Source organism: Streptomyces caniferus (genome assembly GCF_009811555.1).
Lineage (GTDB): Bacteria > Actinomycetota > Actinomycetes > Streptomycetales > Streptomycetaceae > Streptomyces > Streptomyces caniferus.
In genome coordinates this window covers 356,685-375,376 of record NZ_BLIN01000001.1, presented here as the reverse complement: position 1 = coordinate 375,376, position 18,692 = coordinate 356,685, and the positions used below count along the sequence as shown (strand labels likewise).

The window sequence follows — 18,692 nt, the reverse complement described above, 5'->3', positions numbered from 1 at the left end:
TCGTGGCCACCGGACCCGATCTCGACGTCACCTTCTACGACCACCTGGCCCCCGGCATCCAGGCCGGCACCTACACCATCCACGCCGAGCACAAGCTCCTCAAGGGCGCAGAGGACATCACCACCAGCGCACCGCTCCCCACGGCCGAGGCGCGATTCGAGGTGCGGGCCGCCCAGTTCGTGCTCGACGAGGCGTCCGTGCAGGCGGTCTACCCGCCGCCCGGCTCCAGCGGCGACTATCGCACCGTCCTGCCGCACATCACGCTGACCCGCTCGGTGCTGCCCTGGGAGCGCGATCTGCACTGGGCGAGGGACGGCGCCGTCACGCCGTGGATGGCTCTGCTGGTGTTCGAGGAAGGGGAGCTGTCGGACGACCCCGAGGCCGTCGGCCTCGCCACCTCACGCCCCGTCACCAAACTGTGCGTTCCGGACGAACCGACCGTCCAGCCGCCCGGCATCCGCCTCGGCGATCTCGACCCAAGGACCGCCGAGTCGACCTGTCGCACCATCGACGTCCCCGTGGCACTCTTCCGCGCCCTCATGCCGCGCAAGGACGAACTGCCCTACCTGACCCACGTGCGCGACGTCCACCCCCCGACCCCCGACCGTGCGGGCGGCGAGAAGCTGACCGAGGGCTCGTTCGCCGTCGTCACCGGCAGCCGTTTCGCCCGCGACCGCGTCGGCCCGCGCAGCGTCCACCTCGTCTCCCTCGAAGGCCACGACGAAGCGCTCGACGGCAGTTTCGACAGCGGGGCCACGCACCTTCGCCTCGCCGCCCTGTGGTCGTGGTCGTTCACCAACGACCACACCGCGGAGCTCGACCCGGAGTGCCTGCTCAAACAGCTCGTCGCCCGCAGCCTCGGCGACCCCGGCAACGCCGAGCGCCTGGCCCTGCGGCTGGAACCAGCCCCGCAGAGCGAGGCCCGCGACGCGCACGAGCGGTACGTCCGCGACCGGCTCGCGCGCGGCTACGTCCCCGTACCCCAGCGCCTGCTCTCCGGCGAACTCAGCTACGCCTGGTACCGCGGCCCGTGCACCGCCGTCACCGCCCAGCCGCTCCCCGAGGGTTACGACCCCGACCCGGAAACCCGGACCACCGCCGACCACGCCCTGATCTACGACAAGGAGTACGGGGTCTTCGACGTCAGCTACGCCTCCGCCTGGACACTGGGCCGCACCCTCGCCCTCGCCGACCCCGACTACAGCGCCGACCTGGTCCGCGCCCGCCGCCAACTCTCCAACCAGGCCGTCGGGTTGATGGCCATCGCCGCCGATCCCTCGCGCGCCCGCCTCGCCACCCCGGCGCCGGGCCGCACGGCCGCCGATCCCGAGACCCAGCTGCGCCCCAACCTCGACTGGCTGCGCACCCTCGCCCATCGCAGCGGCGACATCCGCCGCGCCCTGGCCACCCCGCAGCACGACCTGCTGCAGGAGGAGCCGCCGCCACCACCGCCTCCGGCGCGCCGCAACCGCGCCGACCGGCGCCTGCTGCTCGGCATGACCGCCCAGCGAACAGCCCTGACGCGGACCGCCGAACAGCACACCGCCGGCCTACCCGCCTGGATGGAACGCCTCGACCGGCTGCACGGCATCCCCTTCGGCTACCTCGTCCCCGACCCGCGCATGCTGCCACCGGAGTCGCTGCGGCTGTTCCGGATCGACCCGCACTGGCTGGAGGCGCTACGCAACGGCGCCCGCAGCATCGGCCTGCACACCTCCCTCGACCGGCAACTCGACGACACTCTCCAGGCCGCGGTCGCGGCCCGCACCATGAGCACACCCCCGGAAGCCGGGCTGCTGCTGCGCTCCGCGCTCGTCCCCGCCTGGCCAGAGTTCGACCTCATCGCCAAGCGCGACAGCGAGACACTGGCCGAACTGCGCCGCGACCACCCGGCCCCCGACGTCCTGCTCCTGCTCTTCGACAACGTCCCCGACGAGATCGTCATCCGCGAACCCGGCGAAGGCATCCACTTCGGCACCACCTCGGGCGGCAAGCTCGCGCTGCGCCACCTCGTGGCCGGAGAGGACGCCGAACTCGGCGCTCCTCAGCACGTCGACTGGCCGACCGACTCCGGCACGGTTTTCTCCCGTCACCTGCGCCCCGGAACGCACCACGTGCTGAACCTGCTCGACGGTGACCCCGGCCTCGTCCCCGCGCTGTCGCGACAGTTCGGCAGGGACGGCAACAACACCCGGCTGAGCCCCAGCGAGTTCGCCCTGGAAATGATCAACGCGCCGCTTGAGCAGAAGCTGGTGCCCGCAGCCGGAGGCCGCAATGCCTGACACCGACCTGATCGTCCCGGTGCGTCTGCACACCCTGGTGGTCACTCAGCAACTCGGCGAACACGAATTCAACCGCTGGACGCCGGACTTCAGCATCATGCTGAACGAGGCGAAGAGCCCCGAGCCGCCGTTCCACCGGGAAGTGACGGATCTCGACGGCGTCCACATCCAGTGGGAGCTCCCCGAGGCGCTGGCCCGAGGCCACTATGACGCGATCACCGGAGAGACCACCTTCCCCCTGGTGCCCAACCGCTGGCTGATGGTGCGCTACTACAACCGGGACGGTGCCCGGCAGGCAAAGGGCTGGGTGGTGCACAGCGACTACCTGCCGGTCAGTGACTACGGCCACGACTGGACCGAGGGCAACAGCTGGTACCTCACCGACCGCAGCCCGGACGGGCAGACCGTGGACCCGCACCAGGACACCATCGGACGCCACCACGAGCTGACGGTCACCGACCCATGGACCGAGCCCGCCCGGCGTGAGCCGTTCCTGACCGCGGTGGGCCCGGGCCTGCCGGCCTTCGCCGCGTTCGCCAGCTACCACATGGACGTTTTCTGCTTCCATGACACCCTCAAGGACCTCCAGCAGGGCAGCGGGTACCACTACGCCCCCGACAACGACCTGAGTTACGCCGTCATCGGCTGGTACGCCGACCCCGGCGCGGACATTCTCCAGCGGGCCCGCGACATCCCCGGCCTGCTGCCGCCGCAACCCGGCAACCTGGACCAGCCCGACACCAGCATGGAAGCCGTGCTGCGCGCGCTCGGCTGGTCCGCGCCCGGCGACACCTCCGGGCTCACGGACTCGCGCTATTACGGCACCGCGTTGCACGTCCCGTGGCGGTACAAGGACCCCGCCCCGAGGTCGCGCAAGCCGACCAACGACAAGGTGAAGCTCGCCGTCGGCCACAGCACCGCGGACGCGGCGGCCCAGCTCGTCAGCCGTCATACCCGCTCGGAAGACTCCGGCGAGCTGGTCAAGGCCCTGTTCAACGGCACCATCGAGACCTATGGACTGCCGGACGGCGCCGTCGAACTGGACGAGGCCACCCGGCGTGCCTGGTACGCGGGGAGCGAGGGCGGCCACCTGTGGCAGATCGTCCCCGACCCCGCCCATGACCATGACGCGTCGGATCAGGTACCGGAGATCCCCGACTGGCTGGACGAACTCAACCTCGACCAGGCCGAGTACGACGAGACCGCCGACCGGCTCGCTCGCACCCGGGCCCGGCTGTGGGACGTGTGGTGGCTGAAGAACCTGCCCGTCGACGGCAACGGCGCCCACCCGGGCGGGTTCGACGACGAGGCACAGCGGCAGCTCACCCCCGGTATCGCCGGTACGCTCGCCGCGCAGGTCAAGGTGGACCTCGACCGCCTCGCCACGCTGCGTGAGGGCGAAGGCAACACGCCCGGTCTGCCTGTCGGCAACACGCCGGAAGAGCTCGAGGAACGCATCGTGGCATACGCGCTCGCCCGCGAACTGCCCCAAGAGCTCCAGCTCAAGCGCGTCGCTCGCGACCCGTACCACAGCCCGGCCGACCCGGTCGTCGTCATCGAGGGCAGCGGCGCCAGCCAGCCGCTCGGCCGGGACACCGAGGACCCGCTGCCCTGCCGACTGCCGTCCGTCCTGCTCGAATCCATCAAGATCAACGGCGCCCCGACCAGTCCCGACCCCGCCGCGCCCAAGCCGAACCTCGTCAATCTCCCCCCGGTGTGCGCGACCCTCATCGCCGAGTTCGCGCTGCTCGACAAGGCGGCCTGGACGCTCGCGGGCCCCGACGTCACCGCGCTCGAAGTCGCCCTGGGCGATCCCGAGTCCACCGTCACCGGCGCGCTGCCCGAGTACACCGGCATGTGGGAGCAGCCCTGGACCCCGATGTACCTCCAGTGGGACATCAAGTACTGCGCCACACCCTTCCGCACCGACACCACCGACAACTGGACCTTCGACGGCACGACGTACTCATGGAACGGGACCAACGCGCTCTCCCTGGGCGGAGACGAGCACCTGTGGCCACGGTTCCAGGGCCGCTCCTTCCTCGCCCCCACCACCGCCTATGTGCTGAAGGAACAGGCCAAGCGCTACCTGAACACCTTCTCTCCGGCCGAGACACAGGGCCTGGCCGGACTCCTCGACTACTACGCCGAACTCGACGTGCTCTCCCAGACCCTGGACGGCTTCAACGACTGGCTGCTCGAACAGGACGGCACCGCACGGCTCACGCCCTCGAAGGAGGACGCCGACCCCGCACTCTTCGGCGACCCGTTGCAGGTGCCGCAACCAGGCCCCCCGAATCAGCCGGACCAGAACCGCTTCCAGCCCGTGCGAGCCGGGCAGTTCTCCTTCAACAAGCTCCTGATGATCGACCGCTTCGGCCGCACCTTCGACTTCATGGCCCTCAACAGCAGCGATCCGGCCTCCATGCAGCCGCGACCGCTGAAGGCCCGCAGCGTCCGCCCCGACCCCACCAAACCGCTGTACACCACGCCGGAGCTGCCCAAGCCCAACGACGACTGGCGCTTCATCCAGCTCCCGCCCCGGCTGATGCAACCCGCCCGGGTGCGCCTGGAGCCCGTACGGTCCAAGGACGGCATCGCCTATCCGGGACTGCCCCCGGCCGGTGACCCCGAGCAGACACCCGTCGTCGGCTGGCTGATGCTCAACCACCTCGACCGGACGCTACTGGTGTACGCGCCCGACGGCGCCCCGCTCGGCGAACTGCGCGTCGTCGGCGAGGGCGCCCGGCTCGCCTGGACGATGCTCCCGCACGCCGCCTACCGGCGCCCCTCGGACCAGGGCTTCCGGGACGACTTCCCGCAACTGTCCGAGATGCTGACCGCGCTGCTTGACCATGCCGACGCCCCCGGCGCCTTCGAGGCGTTGGTGCACACCATCGACCAGACCTTCCAGTCGATCAGCGATGAGTCGCCCGAGACCGACCGCAGCCCGGCCCGTCTCATCGGGCGCCCCGTCGCCCTCATCCGCGCCGAGCTCGAAGTCCAGCTCCAGGGGCCGCCGTTGTCCAGCCCCGCCTGGGGGAAGATCCTCGACCCGAGCGGACGTGCGGAGTACCTCAGCTACCGGTGGCCGGTCCGGCTCGGCTCGCCCGAGCTGCTGACGGACGGCCTGATCGGCTACTACGCGAGCCTCCAAGGCCCGGGCGGCGCAACGGACTATTCACCGCTCAGCGTCGTCGCCAAGGACCTAGCGACCCATCCCTACCTGACCCCGGTCACCAACGGGACCGACCTGGCCCTGCCCGCCACGCCCAGCGACGCGCCACCGGTCGTCCACCACCTCACCCTGCTCGCCGACCCGCACGCCGCGATCCACGCCACCACCGACATCCTCCCGGTGGCCGAACTCGCCCTGAACGCCGACCTCGTCCAGCGGGCCCTGGCCAGGATCGAGGCGTCCTTCCGGCTCGACCCCCTGCTCGCCCCCACCCGGGCAGGCGACCAAACCGCCGCTGCCTCCCCGGCTCTGGGCGAAGCATCTGGGCACCACCTCGCCCACCTTCTCGATGGCAACCTGGGCAGCCACTACCTCAGCGAGCAGCCCGCCGCGGCCGGAGACTGGATCGAAATCGACCTAGCCGGCGCCGAACATGCCGAAGTCGAGGTCACCCGGGTCGACATCTACCCCGGCGACACCACCGGCGGCCACTCCTTGCCCGCCTGCACGCTGGAGACCTTCACCGAGACCGCAGGCTGGACGGAACGGGCCACTTACCCGGCCGGTACGGAGATTCACTACAACCCCGCACCGCCGGTGACCGCCGCCCGCATCCGGATCCGGTTCACCGCACCCACCACGGCGCCCATCGCCATTCGCTCCTTCACCGCCACCACCGACGTCGGCGACAACGGGCTCGTCATGCCCCGCCCCGCCGCCTGGTTCGGCGACTGGACCTGGGCCGAACCCCACGCCCGGGACACGGGCGTCCCCGACTGGGCCCGCCTGCCTCTCCTGCCCGCCGACCGGTCCGCCTACCTGGACGACGCCGTGCCCACGGCCCGCGCGGGCTACCTCCAGCTACGCCCCCGCCACGACTGACCCCGCCCACGCCCAACGCCGAGGAGAACCCGTCGAGATGGCCGCCGTGCAGACCCGCTCCGCCGACACCCTGCTGAGCTACCGGGTGGACACCGATCCCGATCCACTGACTGTGTCCACACCGACCTCGGCTCCCCCCAGCACACTGATCTTCACCGTGACCGCCGAGACGGCGGACGTCGCCTGCAACAGCATCACCTTCCGGATCCCCATCGGGGCCGGGGAGAACGACCTGGCGGAGCTGAGCGGCCCCGATGGCGTCGACGCCGTGCCCGTGGGCGAGGGCGCGTCGAACTGGTCCGCCCCCACGAAGACGCTGGAGAACAACGGCGCTGTATTGGCCGTACAGTTGAAGCCCAAGATGGCGCCTATCACCCTTCCCAAGGGGAAGCAGATCACGCTGCGGGTCGCCGGCTTCACCGTGAACCGGGTGGAGGGCGAGGTCCGGATCGGGCTCACCGAGGTAACTACGTCCGGGACCAAACCCATCACCCTCGACCCGGTGTTCAAGCTTCCGCCTGGCTTCTACCTGCGTAACCTGACGCCTACCCCGCTCCTGGTCGAAAACGGCGCGACCGTCGACCTGACCTGGCAGTCGGGCGGCGGCGACAACCGCACGAAATACACCATGTTCTGGGACCGTGAGAGCGAGACCGTCAGCGGAGAGAGCTGGACCTCGCCACCGCTTCACCAGACCACCGGTTTTATGCTGCAAGCCCTGGTCACGACCAGTGGCGGCAAGCCGCTGACCCATACCCTGACCACCACCGTCACGGTGGCCCCCCAGGACCTCACCACCCGCGACCTGACGGTCAACTGCACCCTCGACATTGGCAACGGCCCCGGTACCGCCACCACCAACCTCGGTTTCAGCACAAGCACCGGCGAGAACGGTACCCGGCACCTCCCATCCGCCATGACCGACGGCGACCCGAACACCTACTGGTGGAGCGCGGACCAGCCAAAGGCGAACGACTGGGTGCGGGTCGACCTCGGCAGCGAACGCGACATCACCCGGGTCCGCTTCCTCTTCGGCATCGAAACCGGGCAGTACAGGCTCCCGGCTTGTGACCTGGAGTATTCGACGGACGGCAACGCCTGGAGCAAATACACCAGCATCCCCAACGGGCAGGAGACGTACGAGGGCACCACCAGCCGTAAGGCCCGCTACCTGCGCCTGAAAATGACCGCCGAGCAAACCTGGCGCATCGCGATCCGGTCCTTCGACATCGCCACTCTCCCGCGCGGAGCCGTCATCACCCCCAGCCGTGCGGATTTCAATACCCCCGTAACGATCGTCGGCGACCTCGTTGTCAAAGGAAAGGTGAGATTTGAGGATGACGTCACAGTGGCGAAGGAACATAGCCTCACAACTGGTGACATCACCGTCCACTCTGACCACACCCTGAAGGCGAACTGGATCAACGCTACCGATGGTACGAAGTCCATCACGGTCCGCGATAACGTCGCCGTCGACACAGACAAGACGCTTACCGCTGGCGGCGGCCTGACCGTGACCAGAGGGTATGGCCTCCGAACCGCACAGATCGGGGGACTCCAAGAGAACGAGGCTGTGACGATCAAGAGCCCTCTTACTGCCGAGAAGGAATTCGAAGTTCGTGGGAACCTCTTGGCGAAGGGGCATGCCACGATCACGGAGCCGACCAAGGTGCTGAGGGTCAGAGAACTGCGGGGCCCGGTGAAGCAGTCTGGTGAGACTCAAGACCCTCCCATCGACTTCTCGAACGGCACGATCAAGGTAGGAAAGATTGACGGGTTGATCTCGGGCAAGATTGAGAACAAGGGCACATGGTCAGCCCCCTATGTCAATTACAAGGTAAAGGCCGACGGGATTTTCGTGGGCGAGAACGATTCCGGGCGGAAAGTCTACGTCACACTGAAGGACGCAGGCGGTAATGAAGTTATCAAAGTGAAACTCGAGGCATGGGAAGAGATTTCTCTTCCAGTTAAGGGGGGGTGGACGGTATACCGCGATGTTGAAGGCGGGGTATCCGCCAACTTCAAAGTGAGGCTGTTCACCTTCGGCCAGTGAGCGCCCCGGTCGGACCGCCCCGGGCCAGCAGCGTCAGCGGCTGCCAGCAGGACCTGATCGCATGGTTACTCCAACTCTTCAGTAGGAGCCGTACATGGCAGGGCACTTCATCCTCCGCTCCATAACCACCTCGGACTTGAACCTGGCCCGACAGAAGGGCGCGACCTGGTCCGCCAAAGCCGAGCACGCCGATGTGGGGTGGACCGCGGCGTCGCGCAAGGTCCTGTCAGACGCGCTCGCCGGCAAGCCGATAGGCAGCCGCGCCGGATTGCCGCCCCACCGGTATCTGGAGTGCAAGTTCAGCGTGGGCGCGGCGCTGGAAGCGTACTTGCGGGGCGCCGGCTGGGCCGACCTGCTGGTCAGGCCCGACAGCGTGGGCCTCGGCCTGCGGCAGCTGAGCACCGCCGCCGAGTCGGCCTGGAAGCGCGGCGACAAGAACGGGGCGCTGGTCGAGCAGTTCCGTCATGGCACCGCGACCGTGGAGGTCTACTACGTCGACGGGTTGGAGATGTACCTCCCTTGACCGTGTCGTTGGACGCCCGATGGGTTGCGCTATGCGCCCTACCGGGTCACGCGCCGACTGAGGATCGCCGGGTCCGGTGGTTTGCCGACGCAGCCCCGGCGTACGCACCCGTGGCCAGGCCCTTCGCGTGGCCTGGCCTCGGCTGCCGACCTGCCCGAGAACGCCTTCCGTGTTACGCGGTCGGCGACCCCCGCGCGCGTGACGCTCGTTTGACGCTCCGGCCGCCTGGCAGCTTGCCTCCGGGGCAGGAAAACCCCGCCTGACCTGCACGTTCTCCCGACCATGCGCCCAGTGACCTCTTCCCGATGACGCATCATGTGGAGTGCGTTGTGGTGCTGGAGAAGGCAGCCAAGGGCGCCTGACCTGCGGGTTTCCCGTGCACGTTAGGTGCGGTGCGGGCGTTACGGGCCAACCCTGACGCTGGAATGACGCTCATTCGACGCGCTCATTCGACGTTCGTTGTAATGGTTCGTCCCCTCGCTGATGGTGCATGTCAGGCAGGGCGGATGGTTCGCTTCCCGGGGTCTGGCTTCGCTGGAACCCGGCAGCGCGCCGTCAACAGCCGTCCCCGGGGTGAGCCTTCCCCATGGTGAGTGCGCCGTAAGTCGTGGTTCGGCGTAGTTCCACGGGCCGGTGGGGCGCACGGAGCAGCCCTCGGCGCCTGGCACTCCGGTGTCAGGCACCCAGGCGCCGGCACCTTCGGTATTGGAGGTGTGGTGCATGGGCTGGGGAGCCCTCCGGTCCTATAGGGAACGGCTCTTGTGGCGTCTCAGGCGGTGTCCTCGTCTGCCCGCTCCAGCTCGTCCGACGGGGCCCGAGATGATCGAGGCGCTGTTGGCCGCTGCCGCACCGGCGGCGCTCGGCGTAGCTCCTCGACAGCGGCGAAACCTCCGGCGGAGCGGGAGGAGAGCACCAACGCTCAAGCGTCCGCACGGTCCCTCTCCTCGCATGCGGCCCACCCTTGCGGGTGTGCCGACCCGGGCCAGATCAGCGGGACACGCCTGCCTTACGGGTGCCCCAGTGACCAGGTGGGGCCGGCGACCTGGCGGTCCGGGACGGCTCGAACCACCGCGGACGTACCCCCAAGTCGCGCTGCACTCATAGGATCGTGTAAGTTCTTCGAGTTGCCACGGAGCCGACAGGAACCGGGCAGCCATCCCGCCGCTTCGCGGCACACCACTACTGCACGGCCCCTCACCGGGAACAATTTCGGCATGCCGAAATTCGACCGCGACGTGATTATGCGTCAACGAGGAATTCCGCTAAAGTAGTGATCACGCCGAAAGGCGCGGCAGCGCAAATAGCCGCACCACGGCGGAACCCCCTCCGACGGGGATTCGGAAACGAATTCGGACCGGCAACGGAACGAAATCGAGTCTGATAGAGTCGGAAAGGCCGGAAAGCGAAAGCCGGACGGCCACCCCGCTCCAACAGGGGGCCGGAGACGGAAACGGATCTGGTAAGGTTGGAAACGCGAAGAAGCCGAAAGGCGGAAACGCACCGGCGAAAATCGGGCCCGCAAGGATCTGATAGAGTCGGAAACGCAAGACCGAAGGGAAGCGCCCGGAGATCCTGGTGAAACAGGAACAAAGGAAGCGTCCGTTCCTTGAGAACTCAACAGCGTGCCAAAAGTCAACGCCAGATATGTTGATACCCCGTCCACCTCGGTGGATGAGGTTCCTTTGAAAGCCCACCACGGCCCATGCGGTCGGGGTGGCACACACAGCGAGGACGCTGTGAACGACCGGACCTATTCCGTCTGGTTGTTCCGCTCTCGTGTGTGTTGACCCGCAGTTTTTAATTAAACGCAGTCGGGTAAACATTCACGGAGAGTTTGATCCTGGCTCAGGACGAACGCTGGCGGCGTGCTTAACACATGCAAGTCGAACGATGAACCTCCTTCGGGAGGGGATTAGTGGCGAACGGGTGAGTAACACGTGGGCAATCTGCCCTTCACTCTGGGACAAGCCCTGGAAACGGGGTCTAATACCGGATACGACCACCGACCGCATGGTCTGGTGGTGGAAAGCTCCGGCGGTGAAGGATGAGCCCGCGGCCTATCAGCTTGTTGGTGGGGTGATGGCCTACCAAGGCGACGACGGGTAGCCGGCCTGAGAGGGCGACCGGCCACACTGGGACTGAGACACGGCCCAGACTCCTACGGGAGGCAGCAGTGGGGAATATTGCACAATGGGCGAAAGCCTGATGCAGCGACGCCGCGTGAGGGATGACGGCCTTCGGGTTGTAAACCTCTTTCAGCAGGGAAGAAGCGAGAGTGACGGTACCTGCAGAAGAAGCGCCGGCTAACTACGTGCCAGCAGCCGCGGTAATACGTAGGGCGCAAGCGTTGTCCGGAATTATTGGGCGTAAAGAGCTCGTAGGCGGCTTGTCACGTCGGATGTGAAAGCCCGGGGCTTAACCCCGGGTCTGCATTCGATACGGGCAGGCTAGAGTTCGGTAGGGGAGATCGGAATTCCTGGTGTAGCGGTGAAATGCGCAGATATCAGGAGGAACACCGGTGGCGAAGGCGGATCTCTGGGCCGATACTGACGCTGAGGAGCGAAAGCGTGGGGAGCGAACAGGATTAGATACCCTGGTAGTCCACGCCGTAAACGTTGGGAACTAGGTGTGGGCGACATTCCACGTCGTCCGTGCCGCAGCTAACGCATTAAGTTCCCCGCCTGGGGAGTACGGCCGCAAGGCTAAAACTCAAAGGAATTGACGGGGGCCCGCACAAGCAGCGGAGCATGTGGCTTAATTCGACGCAACGCGAAGAACCTTACCAAGGCTTGACATACACCGGAAACGTCTGGAGACAGGCGCCCCCTTGTGGTCGGTGTACAGGTGGTGCATGGCTGTCGTCAGCTCGTGTCGTGAGATGTTGGGTTAAGTCCCGCAACGAGCGCAACCCTTGTTCTGTGTTGCCAGCATGCCCTTCGGGGTGATGGGGACTCACAGGAGACTGCCGGGGTCAACTCGGAGGAAGGTGGGGACGACGTCAAGTCATCATGCCCCTTATGTCTTGGGCTGCACACGTGCTACAATGGCCGGTACAATGAGCTGCGATACCGCGAGGTGGAGCGAATCTCAAAAAGCCGGTCTCAGTTCGGATTGGGGTCTGCAACTCGACCCCATGAAGTCGGAGTTGCTAGTAATCGCAGATCAGCATTGCTGCGGTGAATACGTTCCCGGGCCTTGTACACACCGCCCGTCACGTCACGAAAGTCGGTAACACCCGAAGCCGGTGGCCCAACCCCTTGTGGGAGGGAATCGTCGAAGGTGGGACTGGCGATTGGGACGAAGTCGTAACAAGGTAGCCGTACCGGAAGGTGCGGCTGGATCACCTCCTTTCTAAGGAGCACTTCTTACCAACTTCGGTTGGTCAGAGGCCAGTACATCAGCGAATGTCTGATGCTGGTTGCTCATGGGTGGAACGTTGACTATTCGGCGCACTTGATTGGTTGTCACTAGTACTGCTTCGGCGTGGAACGTGGGGATTGATCGGGTGGGCCGGGCACGTTGTTGGGTATCTGAGGGTACGGGCCGATGGTCTGGACCTTCGCGATGCCGGCCCCGGTAAAGGCTCACTTCGGTGGGTTGTGACGGGTGGCTGGTCGTTGCTTGAGAACTGCACAGTGGACGCGAGCATCTGTGGCCAAGTTTTTAAGGGCGCACGGTGGATGCCTTGGCACCAGGAACCGATGAAGGACGTGGGAGGCCACGATAGGCCCCGGGGAGCTGTCAACCAAGCTTTGATCCGGGGGTGTCCGAATGGGGAAACCCGGCAGTCGTCATGGACTGTCACCCGCTGCTGAACACATAGGCAGTGTGGAGGGAACGCGGGGAAGTGAAACATCTCAGTACCCGCAGGAAGAGAAAACAACCGTGATTCCGGGAGTAGTGGCGAGCGAAACCGGATGAGGCCAAACCAGTCACGTGTGATACCCGGCAGGGGTTGCGTGGTTGGGGTTGTGGGAGTTCTCTTTTGCAGTCTGCCGGCTGTGAGACGAGTCAGAAACCGTTGATGTAGGCGAAGGACATGCGAAAGGTCCGGCGTAGAGGGTAAGACCCCCGTAGCTGAAACATTAGCGGCTCGTTTGAGAACCACCCAAGTAGCACGGGGCCCGAGAAATCCCGTGTGAATCTGGCGGGACCACCCGTTAAGCCTAAATATTCCCTGGTGACCGATAGCGGATAGTACCGTGAGGGAATGGTGAAAAGTACCGCGGGAGCGGAGTGAAATAGTACCTGAAACCGTGTGCCTACAAGCCGTGGGAGCGTCGCTGTATGTGCTTGCACATGCAGTCGTGACTGCGTGCCTTTTGAAGAATGAGCCTGCGAGTTTGCGGTATGTTGCGAGGTTAACCCGTGTGGGGAAGCCGTAGCGAAAGCGAGTCCGAATAGGGCGTTGAGTAGCGTGCCCAAGACCCGAAGCGGAGTGATCTAGCCATGGGCAGGTTGAAGCGGAGGTAAGACTTCGTGGAGGACCGAACCCACCAGGGTTGAAAACCTGGGGGATGACCTGTGGTTAGGGGTGAAAGGCCAATCAAACTCCGTGATAGCTGGTTCTCCCCGAAATGCATTTAGGTGCAGCGTCGTGTGTTTCTTGCCGGAGGTAGAGCACTGGATAGGCGATGGGCCCTACCGGGTTACTGACCTTAGCCAAACTCCGAATGCCGGTAAGTGAGAGCGCGGCAGTGAGACTGTGGGGGATAAGCTCCATGGTCGAGAGGGAAACAGCCCAGAGCATCGACTAAGGCCCCTAAGCGTGTGCTAAGTGGGAAAGGATGTGGAGTCGCAGAGACAACCAGGAGGTTGGCTTAGAAGCAGCCACCCTTGAAAGAGTGCGTAATAGCTCACTGGTCAAGTGATTCCGCGCCGACAATGTAGCGGGGCTCAAGCACACCGCCGAAGTCGTGTCATTCATGCAATAGCCCTAACGGGTGTGTGGATGGGTAGGGGAGCGTCGTGTGCCGGGTGAAGCAGCCGTGGAAACGAGTTGTGGACGGTTCACGAGTGAGAATGCAGGCATGAGTAGCGATACACACGTGGGAAACGTGTGCGCCGATTGACTAAGGGTTCCTGGGTCAAGCTGATCTGCCCAGGGTAAGTCGGGACCTAAGGCGAGGCCGACAGGCGTAGTCGATGGACAACCGGTTGATATTCCGGTACCCGCTTTGAAACGCCCAATATCGAATCCATTAATGCTAAGGCCGTGAAGCCGGCCTGGAGTCTTCGGACAAAGGGACGTGGTGGAGCCGCCGATCCAAGGTGGTAGTAGGTAAGCGATGGGGTGACGCAGGAAGGTAGTCCAGCCCGGGCGGTGGTTGTCCCGGGGTAAGGGTGTAGGCCGTGTGGTAGGCAAATCCGTCACACATTAAGGCTGAGACCTGATGCCGAGCCGATTGTGGTGAAGTGGATGATCCTATGCTGTCGAGAAAAGCCTCTAGCGAGTTTCATGGCGGCCCGTACCCTAAACCGACTCAGGTGGTCAGGTAGAGAATACCGAGGCGTTCGGGTGAACTATGGTTAAGGAACTCGGCAAAATGCCCCCGTAACTTCGGGAGAAGGGGGGCCATTGCTGGTGATGAGTCTTGCACTCTGAGCTGGTGGTGGCCGCAGAGACCAGCGAGAAGCGACTGTTTACTAAAAACACAGGTCCGTGCGAAGCCGTAAGGCGATGTATACGGACTGACGCCTGCCCGGTGCTGGAACGTTAAGGGGACCGGTTAGTCGACCTTCGGGTCGGCGAAGCTGAGAACTTAAGCGCCAGTAAACGGCGGTGGTAACTATAACCATCCTAAGGTAGCGAAATTCCTTGTCGGGTAAGTTCCGACCTGCACGAATGGCGTAACGACTTCTCGACTGTCTCAACCATAGGCCCGGTGAAATTGCATTACGAGTAAAGATGCTCGTTTCGCGCAGCAGGACGGAAAGACCCCGGGACCTTTACTATAGCTTGATATTGGTGTTCGGTTCGGCTTGTGTAGGATAGGTGGGAGACTTTGAAGCAGCCACGCCAGTGGTTGTGGAGTCATTGTTGAAATACCACTCTGGTCGTGCTGGATGTCTAACCTGGGTCCGTGATCCGGATCAGGGACAGTGTCTGGTGGGTAGTTTAACTGGGGCGGTTGCCTCCTAAAGAGTAACGGAGGCGCCCAAAGGTTCCCTCAGCCTGGTTGGCAATCAGGTGTTGAGTGTAAGTGCACAAGGGAGCTTGACTGTGAGACTGACGGGTCGAGCAGGTACGAAAGTAGGGACTAGTGATCCGGCGGTGGCTTGTGGAAGCGCCGTCGCTCAACGGATAAAAGGTACCCCGGGGATAACAGGCTGATCTTCCCCAAGAGTCCATATCGACGGGATGGTTTGGCACCTCGATGTCGGCTCGTCGCATCCTGGGGCTGGAGTCGGTCCCAAGGGTTGGGCTGTTCGCCCATTAAAGCGGTACGCGAGCTGGGTTTAGAACGTCGTGAGACAGTTCGGTCCCTATCCGCTGTGCGCGTAGGAGTATTGAGAAGGGCTGTCCCTAGTACGAGAGGACCGGGACGGACGAACCTCTGGTGTGCCAGTTGTCCTGCCAAGGGCATGGCTGGTTGGCTACGTTCGGAAAGGATAACCGCTGAAAGCATCTAAGCGGGAAGCCTGCTTCGAGATGAGTACTCCCACCCCCTTTGAGGGGTTAAGGCTCCCAGTAGACGACTGGGTTGATAGGCCAGATATGGAAGCCTGGTAACGGGTGGAGTTGACTGGTACTAATAGGCCGAGGGCTTGTCCTCAGTTGCTCGCGTCCACTGTGTAGGTTCTGAAGTAACGACCTGACTGTATTTGATTAGATGCAGTATGCCGGGTTGGTTAACTTCATAGTGTTTCGGTGGTCATTGCGTTAGGGAAACGCCCGGTTACATTCCGAACCCGGAAGCTAAGCCTTTCAGCGCCGATGGTACTGCAGGGGGGACCCTGTGGGAGAGTAGGACGCCGCCGAACAATCATTGTGGGGAAGCCCCGCACCTTATGGTGCGGGGCTTTTCTGCGTTCCGGGCTCTTTCTCGCCCTTTCGTGTGCCGGTCGCCTGTGCCGGCTCCACGACGACGGACTGGCCGCTTTTGTGCAGCGGCCCCCGATCGCACCGCCGACTGTTCAGGACCCGATGGTCAGTTGAGGGCCGGGCGGTCGTCCTCGCTGTGGAGTCCGGTCCACCGCACCCCCGCGGCGTACCACTGGGCGAGTTCCTGGGCACGCTGCTCGACCTCCTGGTCGTCGGCACCGGTCAGGACGTAAGCCGCCAGGTAATGAGCGGACTTCACGCCCCCCTCGTATGCCGTGCCCACCGTGGCCCGCAGGCGTTCCTCCACCACGAAGGGCGGGGGAGACTTGGGCAGGGCCGCGAGCGTGCCCCGTTCGGGGTAGAAGACGACCCAGCCCGCGCTCCGTCCGGGGGCGACGCCGTGAATACTGGCGTCGGCCAGGGTCTGTGGGGCGACCTGGGCCCGGAACCACTGCTCGTCGAGGTTGAAGCCGGTGGCGGCGTGGATGGCGGGGGCGGTCAGCGCGCCGCCGGTCCTGCTGCCGATCTCGCACAGCACGAGGCGGTCGTCCGGCGTGTGGAAGACCTCCAGGTGGAAGGTGGCGCACTCGGGGGTGGGCAGCGCGTCGAGGACCTTTCGCGCGTAGCCGATGAGCCGGTCCGTCAGCGGGTGGTCGCGGGTGAGCTGTGCCGAGCCCAGGTATATGCCGTCGTGGAAGGACAGGCAGTCGTTGAGGTAGCGCGACACGAACGTGGCCACCGGTGCGCCGGCCGCCACCAACCCGTCCACGACGTACATCTGCCCCTCCACGAACCGCTCCACCTCGGCGTGTTCGGGCAGGCCTTCGGCGAGGAGCCGGGCCAGGTCCGCGGGGCCGCGCAGCACCTGGGTGCCGGTGGAACCGGAGCCGAGGGCAGGTTTCACCACCACGGGGTAGCCGTGCTCGCGGACGAAGCCGAAGAGGTCGAAGTCCACGCGTACCGGGGCGAACTCCGGTACCTCGAGGCCGCTTTGGCGCACCAGGGTCTTCATATGGACCTTGTCGCGGAAGGCGAGGGTGCTGGCGAAGTCCTGGCCCGGCACGCCGAGCAGCTCCCGCAGCCGCGCGGCGCGCAGCAAGTCGCTCTCCATGCGGGCGATCACCGCGCTGGGCGGCATGCGCTCGGCGAGGTCGAGGGCCGCGCGTTCCGCATCGCCGCCCTGGAGGTAGTCGGGGACGCAGACGGCGCCGGGAACGTGCTGGTACTGCGGGAATTTGGCCTCGGAGACCAGGAGGTTCGGCTGTACGCCCACGTCAGCCGCCCACTTGTCGTACGGAGTATCCGCATAGTCGCTGTTCACAAAAGCCAGAACACTGCGTTCCGCTTCGGACTTCACCAGCACCTCCCAGGGCTCCGGAAAAGCACGCACCGGCCGCGTGCGGCATCAACGCTAGAGGCGTGAGTCCAGGTCAGGGCTGTCCTGGCACATACCCTGGCTTTACCTCGGAAAGATTGTTCTGCTCATTCTGACCATGTAGGAAGGGCAGGGAACTCAAGATCCTGATCTTGTGCATGCACTGGGGGAAAGTTGAAGAACCAACGAATTCTCGCCGCAACGCCCACAGCTCGTGACCATGAACCGGCGAATTGCCTGCACACCCTGGCAGGACTGCTCGATCGGGAAATGTACGCACGGGCCCGGCAGTTCGTCGCGGAGCCCGCCGGCGACCTGGCACCGCAGCGAGACCGTGCGCCGGAGCGGCATGAGTTACCGCCGGCCGAACGGCCGGGGGGTGGTGCCGTTTTCACGGTCCGACTGCCCCGGAATCTGCCCGTGGCGGCAGGAGCAGCACCGTGATCGACGTCCTGGTCGTGGACGACGACTTCTACGTCGCCGAGATCAACTCCCGCTATGTGTCCCGCGTTCCGGGATTCCGTGTCGTGGGCCGGGCCCACACGGCCGCCGAGGCACTGATGGCCGTCGAGCGCGGCAGTATCGATCTGATACTGCTCGACCACTACCTTCCCGACGAGGACGGGCTGCAGCTGGTGCGCAGGCTCCGCCGGCTCGGCCACGAGACCGACGTCATCATGGTCTCGGCGGCCCACGGGGCGGAGCTCGTGCACTCGGCGCTGCGCAACGGCGTCCTGCAGTACCTGGTCAAACCATTCAATTTCGCGGCGCTGCAGGCCAAGTTGACGTCCTACGCGCAGATGCGGGACCGCCTCGGCCGTTTCGACTCCCTGGGCCAGGGTGAGGTGGACGAGATCTTCGGTACGCTCCACGCGCCGGTCCAGGCGGAAATGCCCCCCAAGGGGTACTCGGCGGCGACCACCGAGTGCATCCGCGACGTTCTGCACCGGGCCGGCAAGGCGCTGTCCGCGCAGGAGGTGGCCGACCTCACCGGAGTCAGCCGCTCCACCGCGCAGCGTTACCTCAAGCACCTGCAGGAGCGCGGCAGCGTGCAGCTCGCCCTGAAATACGGGGGTGCCGGCCGCCCCGAGCACCACTACGAGTCCGCGCACGGTGCCTCCCGCGCGCGCCCACGCTGAGCGCACGTCCACGAGGACGTCCCGGAGTCGCCAGGCCCCGCACCCCGACGAAGGGCGCGGGGCCTGCGCCGTTTCGCCGGCGCCATCGGGGGTGCCGCGCTGTCATCAAAAGAAGCAGAAGGAGCTTTCCGCGGTAAAGCCACAGTGCACGCAGAACCGTGTACCCCCTCGGCTCCTGATCTAGTGTCCGTCTCGATCCAAAGCTCCTCACCTGC

Annotated in this window: 6 protein-coding genes and 3 rRNA genes; 8 read left to right on the top strand and 1 reads right to left on the bottom strand. The window is 65.1% G+C overall.

The genetic code is table 11. The features are described from left to right. The first annotated feature begins 2 nt into the window (after positions 1 to 2). The 7 genes from Scani_RS01495 (at position 3) to rrf (ending at position 15,902) form a co-directional block, all read left to right on the top strand. Positions 3 to 2,282, top strand: coding sequence for a hypothetical protein (locus Scani_RS01495; protein ID WP_159469202.1), 2,280 nt, complete (start codon positions 3 to 5; stop codon positions 2,280 to 2,282). Beyond that, positions 2,275 to 6,342, top strand: a complete 4,068-nt coding sequence (locus Scani_RS01490) for a discoidin domain-containing protein (protein ID WP_159469200.1) — start codon at positions 2,275 to 2,277, stop codon at positions 6,340 to 6,342. The genes Scani_RS01495 and Scani_RS01490 overlap by 8 nt, the downstream gene beginning before the upstream one ends. Positions 6,343 to 6,379: 37 nt before the next feature. Then, a complete protein-coding gene (locus Scani_RS01485) occupies positions 6,380 to 8,395 on the top strand; it encodes a discoidin domain-containing protein (protein ID WP_159469198.1) in 2,016 nt (671 codons plus the stop codon). Between the two features lie 94 nt (positions 8,396 to 8,489). Further along, a complete protein-coding gene (locus Scani_RS01480) occupies positions 8,490 to 8,918 on the top strand; it encodes a hypothetical protein (protein WP_159469196.1) in 429 nt (142 codons plus the stop codon). 1,822 nt (positions 8,919 to 10,740) lie between these two features. After that, positions 10,741 to 12,269 (top strand): 16S ribosomal RNA (locus Scani_RS01475). Between the two features lie 302 nt (positions 12,270 to 12,571). Then, positions 12,572 to 15,694 (top strand): 23S ribosomal RNA (locus Scani_RS01470). A 91-nt stretch (positions 15,695 to 15,785) separates the two neighbouring features. Further along, positions 15,786 to 15,902: ribosomal RNA gene (gene rrf / locus Scani_RS01465) — 5S ribosomal RNA — on the top strand. The 16S, 23S and 5S rRNA genes sit together here, the layout of an rRNA operon. 167 nt (positions 15,903 to 16,069) lie before the next feature. Here rrf and Scani_RS01460 read toward each other — a convergent pair. Next, a complete protein-coding gene (locus Scani_RS01460; RefSeq protein ID WP_159469194.1) occupies positions 16,070 to 17,320 on the bottom strand; it encodes an ATP-grasp domain-containing protein in 1,251 nt (416 codons plus the stop codon). A gap of 458 nt (positions 17,321 to 17,778) precedes the next feature. Here Scani_RS01460 and Scani_RS01455 point away from each other — a divergent pair, with 458 nt between their 5' ends. Then, a complete protein-coding gene (locus Scani_RS01455; RefSeq protein WP_159469192.1) occupies positions 17,779 to 18,477 on the top strand; it encodes a response regulator in 699 nt (232 codons plus the stop codon). Positions 18,478 to 18,692: the final 215 nt, after the last annotated feature.

What these genes read in the sequence shown, in the direction of transcription:
- Scani_RS01490 (WP_159469200.1), top strand. Translation starts at nt 2,275, where the DNA reads ATGCCTGACACCGACCTGATCGTCCCGGTGCGTCTGCACACCCTGGTG.
- Scani_RS01485 (WP_159469198.1), top strand. Translation starts at nt 6,380, where the DNA reads ATGGCCGCCGTGCAGACCCGCTCCGCCGACACCCTGCTGAGCTACCGG.
- Scani_RS01480 (WP_159469196.1), top strand. Translation starts at nt 8,490, where the DNA reads ATGGCAGGGCACTTCATCCTCCGCTCCATAACCACCTCGGACTTGAAC.